Below are 7,935 nucleotides of genomic sequence, written 5' to 3'. Positions count from 1 at the left end.
GATGTGCGATCAGTGTGCAGGAACCGCACCAAGACGGGTCCATGCGGGGCGACTACGATACCGATCGTCCTTCCGGCAGCCTGGCTCAACGCGACAAGCCCGTTCAGGCCACCTGGTCGGCGTGGATCTTGGCGATGGCGTCCGCGTCGTAGCCGAGGCCGTCCAAAACCTCGTCAGTGTGTTCGCCCAAGAGCGGCGCCCTGGTGATCTCGGGCCGGAAGTCGGAGAACTTGATGGGGCTCCCGACGGTCAGGTATGTGCCGCGCTGTTGGTGCTCGACCTCGACGACGCTGCCGCTGGCGCGCAGCGCGGGGTCGTGGGCGAGCTCTCTCATGCTGAGCACGGGTGCGCACGGCACTTCGAATGCGCGCAGAATGTCGACCGCCTCGTACTTGGTCTTGTCGGCGAGCCACTTCTCGATCTCGTCGAAGACATCGAACATATGCGACTTGCGCGCGGCAGCAGTGCTGTAGGCGGGGTCGTCGACCCATTCGGGCCTGCCGATGGCCTGACACGTCGGTCCCCAGTTGTGTTCCTGGATGACGAAGTAGATGTACGCGTTGGGGTCGGTCCGCCATCCCTGGCACTTGAGCACCCAGCCGGGCTGGCCGCCACCGCTGGCGTTGCCGCTTCTGGGCACCGAGTCGCTGAACGTGCCATCGGGGTATTGCGGGTACTCCTCGAGGTAGCCGACCTTCTCGAGGCGCTGTTGGTCACGCAGCTTGACCCGGCACAGGTTGAGCACCGCGTCCTGCATCGACACTGACACCTTCTGGCCCACTCCGGTCCCCTCGCGGCCGAGCAGGGCGGTGAGAATGCCGATCAGCAGGTGCATCCCACTGTTGCTGTCGCCGATCGCTGCGCCGCTCACCGTCGGCGGACCATCCCAGAATCCGGTGGTCGAGGCGGCGCCGCCGGCGCATTGGGCGACGTTCTCATAGACCTTGAGTTCCGACCACGGCGAGTCGTCGTTGAACCCCTTGACGGACCCGAACACCAGCCGCGGGTTGAGTTGGTGGATGTGTTCCCAGGACAGGCCCATCCGGTCCATGGCTCCGGGGGCGAAGTTCTCGACCAGCACGTCGGCGTCCCGGATCAGCTTCTCCATGACCTCCTTGCCCGTGGGAGTCTTGGTGTCGATGGCCAGCGAGCGCTTGTTGCTGTTGAGCATGGTGAAGTACAGGGCGTCGACGTCGGGGATGTCGCGTAGTTGGTGTCGGCTGACGTCACCGCCGGTGATGCGCTCGATCTTGAGGACGTCGGCGCCGAACCAGGCGAGCATCTGAGTGCAGGCCGGCCCGGCCTGAACTCCGGTGAAGTCGATGACCTTGATTCCAGTGAGCGGCAGGTTAGCCATGATGGGTTCCTTTCGGGTAGAGGAGCTTTGGTGTTCAGCGCATCCCGACGCCGACCGGGTTCAGATGGGTGAGGTGGCCGCTTTCGGTGCCGTCGCTGGGGTCGATAACGCAGTCGATGAGAGCGGGACCGCCCGACATCAGCGCGCCGGCGAGAGCGATGGTGACCTGAGCCGGTGTTGTCACGTGGTAGCCCTTGCCGCCGAAGGCCTCGATGAGGCGGTCGTGGCGGGCACGGGGCATCAGGCTGGTCGGGGCCGGGTCGGTGGAGACGGCGTTGGTTCCGTCGCCGCGGTAGACGCCGCCGTTGTTGAGCACGACGACGACGACGGGCAGCCGATAGCGGCAGATGGTCTCCAGTTCCATACCGCTGAAGCCGAATGCACTGTCGCCTTCGATCGCCACGACCGGGGCGCCGCCCTCGACGGCGGCGGCGATCGCGTAACCCATCCCGATCCCCATCACGCCCCAGGTGCCGCTGTCGAGGCGGTGCCGCGGCACCCGCATGTCGATCACGTTGCGGGCGAAGTCCAGAGAGTTCGCGCCCTCGTTGACGACATACGCGTCGGGGTACTCGCGCAGCACGTCGCGGATGGCTCGCAGCGCTCCGTAGAACTGCATGGGGGACGGGTCAGCGTGCAGACGTTCGGACATCCTGGCGCCGTTCTGCGCCGACCGTTCAGCGAGCTCGTGGCGCCACCGCGTCGGCGCGGTGATCTGTCCGGGACGAGTTCGCTCGATGAGCGCGGACATCGCCGACCCGATGTCACCGACCAGAGGGGCGGCGATGGGCTGGTTGCTGTCCAACTCGGTGGGTTCGATGTCGACCTGGATGAATTGCGCCTCGGGGTTCCACTGTGGCGCCTCGCCATGGCCCAGCAGCCAGTTCAATCGGGCGCCGACAAGCATGACGACGTCGGCGCGACGCAGCGCCAACGAACGGGCGGCGGCCACCGACTGCGGGTGGTAGTCGGGCAGCAGTCCCTTGGCCATCGACATCGGCAGGAACGGCAGGCCGGTGGCCTCGATGAACGCTCGGATCTGCTTGTCCGCCTGTGAGTATGCCGCGCCTTTACCCAACACGACCAACGGCCGTTGCGCGTGGGCAAGGAGGTCGATCGCGCGGTCCACGGCCTCGGGCGCGGGCAGCTGGCGCGGTGCGGGGTCGACAATCCGCCGCAGCGACGCATCGCCTGCCGCCGCGTCGATGACCTGACCGAGCACCGCGGCGGGGACGTCGAGATAGACCCCACCGGGGCGCCCGGAGACCGCGGTGCGGATCGCCCGGGCGACACCTCGGCCGATGTCCTCGACCCGGTTCACCCGGTAAGCGGCCTTGACGAACGGTTCCGCCGCAGCCTTTTGGTCGAGCTCCTCGTAGTCGCCCTGCTTGAGGTCGACGAGGTGCCGCTCGCTCGACCCAGAGATCTGCACCATCGGAAAGCAATTCGTGGTGGCGTTGGCCAGCGCGACCAGTCCGTTGAGGAAGCCCGGTGCGGACACCGTCAGACAGATGCCAGGCTTCTGCGTCAAGAAGCCGGCGGCCGCCGCCGCGTGGCCGGCATTGCTCTCGTGACGAAATCCGATGTAGCGGATGCCTGCCGCCTGCGCGATCCGGGCCAGGTCGGTGATCGGGATGCCGACCACTCCGTAGATGGTTTCGACGTCGTTGAGCTTGAGCGCCTCGACAACCAGGTGATATCCGTCGGTGAGCTCAGCCGCAGTGTCGACGACAGGAGCTGTGCGCACCTCCGACGGGACGCGGTCATCCACCGTCGTCGATATGGTCGGCGTGTGGCTCATAGTGCTGCCTCTTCATGGTCGGTTGAATCGTGGGCTGAAATGCCTTCCCCGGCTTGGCATCAACCGCTAATCCAGGAGTTGCCCTTCCATCTTGGCCATTGCAGGCGACTCATGTCGTCACGGCCAACGCCCATCAATGCTTCCGGCGAGCAGGACTCTGGACATACCCGCCAGCCCCAAAATCGCTACCACCCCGGGCGGCCCACTGCCGTTCTGCATGAACGGCAACCGCAGGGAGGCAAAGATTCCCGCTAGCAGGGGTATCGATGGGTGTCAGCGGTGATGTCACAGTGTTGCTGGACCGAGACGATGGGGGATCGTCAGATAGTTGCCACATATCAGGAGTTCGGTCATCGGAAAAGTAAGTTCATCATCGGTGGGGGTCCGCCCGGTGTCACTGTTGCTGCGTTCGACGTTGCTGCGTTCAGCGCGCCCGCCGGTGTGGTTGGGCTTGGTGGTCGCCGTGGCGTTCATCGTGGTGGAATCGGTTGTGGTGCTGCTACTCAAGCAGGTTGCGCCCGGCAGTGCGTTCGGTGTGGTGTATCTGGTCGGGGTTCTGGTGGTCTCCACGGTGTGGGGCTTTGGGCTCGCGGCGACGACGTCGGTGGCCAGCGCCGTCACCTTCGACTACTTCCGCAACGGGCCGGCGGACTTCACCCTGACCAGACTCGAAAACTGGTCGGTGATCAGCATCTTCGTGGTCGTCGCACTGGTGGCCAACACGCTGGCACACTTGGCCAGGACACGTGCCGTCGAGGCCGAGCACAGCCGTGACGAACTTCGCGTCCTCGCCGACTTGCAGGCTTCGCTGCGACGGGTAGCGACACTCGTCGCGCGCGGGATAGACCCGTCCGAGGTGTTCTCCGCGGTGGCCGACGAACTCGCCCGCTGCCTGGGTATGCACCACGCGACGCTGTTCCGCTTCGAGCCCGACGGCACAGGCCTACTGCTGTCGGCACACCACGAGCCGGCTTGGGTCAAAGTGCATGTTGGGGAGCGCTTTTCGCTGGAAGGCGAATCTGTCGCAGCGATGGTGTTCCGCACCGGTCACCCGGCCCGGATGGACAGCCAGGACCACGACAAAGCTCCCGGTCCGGCCGCCGAGTACTTCCGCCGGTTGGGGATGCGGTCAGGTGTCGGGGTACCGATCATGGTCGATGGCCGGGTATGGGGTGCGGCCATAGTCGGGTCGTCACAACCTGATCCGCTGCCGTCGGATACCGAGTCGCGGGTCGCGGACTTCGCCGATTTGGTGACCACCGCGATCGCCAACGCCGAGACCCATACCCAACTCACGGCGTCTCGCGCCAGGATCGTCGCGGCCGGTGATGAGGCCAGGCGCCGTTTCGAACGCGATCTGCACGACGGCGCACAGCAGCGGCTGGTTTCGCTTGGGCTCAAGCTCCGTTCTGCCGAGGCTTCCGTGCCACCGGATCTGGGATCGGTCCGCGAGCAACTCGCCGAGATCGTCGACGGACTGACCGGCGTCTTTCACGATCTCCAGGAGATATCCCGCGGGATCCATCCCGCGATCCTGTCACGGGGCGGACTCGGACCCGCCCTCAGAACGCTCGCCCGTCGCTCCAGCGTCCCCGTCGAGCTCCGCCTCGATGTCGACCAGCGGCTGCCTGATTCCGTCGAAGTGGCCGCCTACTACATCGTTGCCGAATCGCTGACCAACGCAGCCAAGCACGCGCAGGCGAAGGAGGTGTTGGTGGTCGCCGACACTGACGGACCCAACGTCCGTTTGTCGATACGGGACGACGGGATCGGGGGAGCGGACTCTGGGCGGGGCTCCGGGCTCATCGGGCTGCGAGACCGTGCCGAAGCCCTCGGCGGACACCTGCAGATATCGAGTCCGATCGGCAGCGGAACGTGGCTGCAGGCGACAATCCCCCTCTCACCACGGCGGTCCCAGCAGCATGGGTGATCTCACCTGCGGTCCGAAACCGGATGTCGAGGCTTCGCAGGTAGGTCTGCAGTCCGGCGTGCTGGATCGTCATCAGGTGCGCCGGGGCGCCCACCGGTGGCTTCTGCACCCAGCTGACGACGCAACGGCTCGTCATGCACCCAGTACAGCGCAGTGTCGGTTCCGGGGTCGGCGTCACCGTTGAGTAGGCCCTCGATGAGCTCGAGGCGGCCCTGCGATCCGCCCAAGATCGGCTGGCGCCAGGCGTGGCCCAACAGCGCGGGTGGGGTGATTGGCAGGCTTCGATGGGACTGTGTAGCGCTCTCGCCATACCTGCTAGCAGCAACTTGAGGATTACCGGTAGCGGTAGGCCGCGTGCGGATGCTGGCGGTGATGTCAATGCCTGGCTTCGACATCAGACTGAGTACACCAATTCAATCGCAGCCGCGAATCCGACCGAGGGACGGCCGATGACTGTAGGCCCGACCGCGCAGTGCCTAACCCGCTTACCTACCAATAGGCCATTTCTAAGATATTCAGAACGGCCACGGATATCTGGCTCTGCGGCGGTATCCTCAAGCCAAGTCATCGGGGTGATCGCATGGGCACGCGCTGGCCAATACGGAACATCGGGGTCGAAGCCACCGCCGGCCGAATCTGGTCCGGTGGCCACCCAGTATGACCTGACATCTGCGATCGCTGCGGAGTTGGCCGCAGCGGGATTCGCCGATCCTCACGAAATCGGTCGCGGTGGTTTCGGCGCGGTCTACCGTTGCGAGCAGCGCTCACTCGAGCGCACCGTCGCCATCAAGGTGCTCACCACCGACCTTGACGCGGAGAACCTGGAACGATTCCTGCGCGAGCAACGCGCGATGGGCAAGCTATCCGGGCATCCGAACATCGTCAGTGTCTTTGAAGTCGGGACCATGCGGTCGGGTAGGCCCTACATCGTGTTGCCGTATTACCCCCGAAATTCGTTGAATGCACGGATTCGTCGTGCCGGCCCACTCAGCTGGCAGGAGACGCTGCACATCGGAGTCAAGATGGCCGGTGCCCTCGAGACAGCACACCGGCTCGGTACCCTGCACCGCGACGTCAAACCCGCGAACATCCTGCTCACTGACTACGGCGAGCCACACTTGGCCGACTTCGGTATCGCACGGATCGTCGGCGGTTTCGAGACTGCGACGGGCGTCGTGACCGGCTCGCCGGCGTTCACCGCACCCGAGGTACTCCAAGGCCAGGCGCCTACCCCGGCTTCCGACGTCTACAGTCTCGGCGCCACGATGTTCTGTGCATTGACCGGGCACGTAGCCATCGAGCGTCGCAGCGATGAGCAGGTGATCGCACAGTTCGTCCGGCTCACCAGTGAGGCGGCCCCGAAGTTCCAGGGGAAACACATCCCCGACGACGTGCGGGCCGCCATCGAGCACGCGATGGCGGGCAGTCCCGACCATCGGCCAACCACCGCAGCCGAACTAGGAGTTGAGTTGAGAGAAACCCAGCGCCGCCACGGCCTGACGGTCGACGAGATGGCCGTGCCCGCTGCCGCAGGGGGAGAACAGCGCCCTGGTCAACACAGCCCCGCACCGGCGCCCCAGATGGGACCCGTAGCATCTCCGTTGCGGGTGGTTGTGGCTGAAGACGATGTATTGCTTCGGGAGGGTCTGGCCAGCCTGCTGGATCGCTCGGGTTTCGATGTCGTGGGCCAGGCCGGAGATGGTGCGGAGCTGCTGGCGATGGTTCGTCAGCAGACTCCCGAACTGGTGGTGACCGACATACGGATGCCGCCTACCCATACCACCGAAGGCCTCGATGCCGCCAAGATCATCCGCCACGAGCTGCCGGCCACCGGCATCCTGGTGCTGTCAGCGCATGTCGATGTCGAGCATGCGATGGAACTGCTGTCGGGTGGGCGCAACATCGGCTATCTGCTCAAAAGCCGCGTCACCGACGTGGCCGACTTCATCGACACCCTGCAGCGAATAGCCAAGGGGGCGTCGGTAGTGGATCCGGCGTTGGTGGCCGAGTTGGTGTCCGCCCATCGACGCGATGACTCCCTTGCCGTGTTGAGCGATCGTGAGCGGGAGGTGTTGGGTTTGATGGCGGAGGGAAGGTCCAATGTCGGTATCGCCCACCGGATCTGGGTCACCGAGGGTACCGTCGAGAAGCATGTCCGCCACATTCTCAGCAAGTTGAACCTGCCAGAGACCGGCGATGACCACCGCCGCGTCCTCGCGGTCATCACCTACCTCGAGGCCCGCTGACGGCGTCGTGCCTTAGATCTTGCGGTTCTCGGATTTGAGCATCCAAGCAGCCTTCTCCAGTTCATGAACGATGCTGTGCAACAGGTCTGCTGTGGAGGGGTCGGCTGCATCGACATCATCGTGCACGGTGCGGATGGTGTCCACCGCGGCGTAAATCCGGGTGGTGATGAGCTCGACGGTATCGGTGGTGTTGAGTTCGGCGGGGGGAAGCGTGGGCAGCGTGGTGGACGCCGTGATTGTGTCGGATCGGCCGTCGGGGACCGCGTTGAGGGCCCGCATCCGTTCGGCAATGGTGTCGCTGGCTTCTCTTGCGGTGTCGACGATCTCGTCTAGCTACAGGTGCAGATCGCGGAAGTTGGTGCCGATGACATTCCAGTGGGCCTGTTTGCCCTGCAGATGCAGCTCGATGAGATCTACGAGGACTTTCTGAAGGTTCATCGGGAGGCTGGGCGGAACGTCGAACTCCCGAACCTCGTTCTCGGATCGGCGTGAAGTAGGCATGAATGGTTCCTGTCTGAATGTCGTGGATGGCCGCTGATACGTCGCGTTTCTTGTTGCTGGACGAAATCCTCGAAATCCTTGGCCGGCGAGCGTGTGTGGG

General features: G+C 64.8%; 4 protein-coding genes and 1 pseudogene. 2 read left to right on the top strand and 3 right to left on the bottom strand.

The genetic code is table 11. From position 1 onward, the window contains the following. Positions 1–103: 103 nt before the first annotated feature. Positions 104–1,357, bottom strand: a complete 1,254-nt coding sequence (gene frc / locus ACRDUX_RS34925; protein WP_526421107.1) for a formyl-CoA transferase — start codon at positions 1,355–1,357, stop codon at positions 104–106. A 34-nt stretch (positions 1,358–1,391) separates the two neighbouring features. Further along, positions 1,392–3,104: an oxalyl-CoA decarboxylase gene (oxc, locus tag ACRDUX_RS34920; RefSeq protein ID WP_526421109.1), complete on the bottom strand. Its 1,713-nt coding sequence runs from the start codon at positions 3,102–3,104 to the stop codon at positions 1,392–1,394. Between the two features lie 445 nt (positions 3,105–3,549). Here oxc and ACRDUX_RS34915 point away from each other — a divergent pair, with 445 nt between their 5' ends. Continuing rightward, on the top strand, positions 3,550–5,088 hold the full coding sequence (locus ACRDUX_RS34915; RefSeq protein ID WP_526421105.1) for a GAF domain-containing sensor histidine kinase: 1,539 nt from the start codon (positions 3,550–3,552) through the stop codon (positions 5,086–5,088). 644 nt (positions 5,089–5,732) lie between these two features. Further along, positions 5,733–7,334 carry a protein kinase domain-containing protein gene (locus tag ACRDUX_RS34910; protein ID WP_526421103.1) on the top strand — a complete coding sequence of 534 codons (1,602 nt, stop codon included), beginning with the start codon at positions 5,733–5,735 and terminating at the stop codon, positions 7,332–7,334. Positions 7,335–7,346: 12 nt separating this feature from the next. Here ACRDUX_RS34910 and ACRDUX_RS34905 read toward each other — a convergent pair. After that, positions 7,347–7,835: pseudogene (locus tag ACRDUX_RS34905) on the bottom strand (Dps family protein). Between the last annotated feature and the right edge of the window lie 100 nt (positions 7,836–7,935).

This window comes from Mycobacterium sp., assembly GCF_050701675.1.
GTDB lineage: Bacteria > Actinomycetota > Actinomycetes > Mycobacteriales > Mycobacteriaceae > Mycobacterium.
The sequence above is the reverse complement of the archived record's forward strand: the minus strand, read 5'-3'. Positions and strand labels throughout refer to the sequence as shown.